This is a genomic window from Cupriavidus sp. 8B (assembly GCF_054589115.1).
The window spans coordinates 1-304 of record NZ_BAAILO010000442.1 but is presented as its reverse complement, the minus strand read 5'-3'; the positions used below and the strand labels follow the sequence as shown (position 1 = coordinate 304).

General features: G+C 60.5%; 1 protein-coding gene. It reads right to left on the bottom strand.

The features are described from left to right. Nucleotides 1-304 (bottom strand): transposase DNA-binding-containing protein (locus ACYP5B_RS43165; protein WP_459568214.1); only part of this gene is annotated, 304 nt, incomplete at both ends.

Sequence of the window (304 nt, the reverse complement as noted above, 5' to 3'; positions counted from 1 at the left end):
GCCCAACACCCCAAGGGGCAATCCGTCGGGCGTGACAGCCAGCAGGCTGTGCATCAGAAATCCATGCCTGTTGCCTCCTGTGCCAAGGCCCAGACCCGTGGTTTCGGGCAAATGCGCCAAGTTGAACTCCGTGGTGTCCTGGACAGCCAGCACCACAGGCACCTGCCGCATCCGGCCCAGCGTCTGCGCGACATGCGAACTCAGCACGCCGTCGCTATCGATTTCCTCATTGCTAAAGAAGCGATATGCAGCTTTGAGCTGCGCGCTGTCGAGAGCTTGCGGGAACGAACAATGCGGGCTTTGT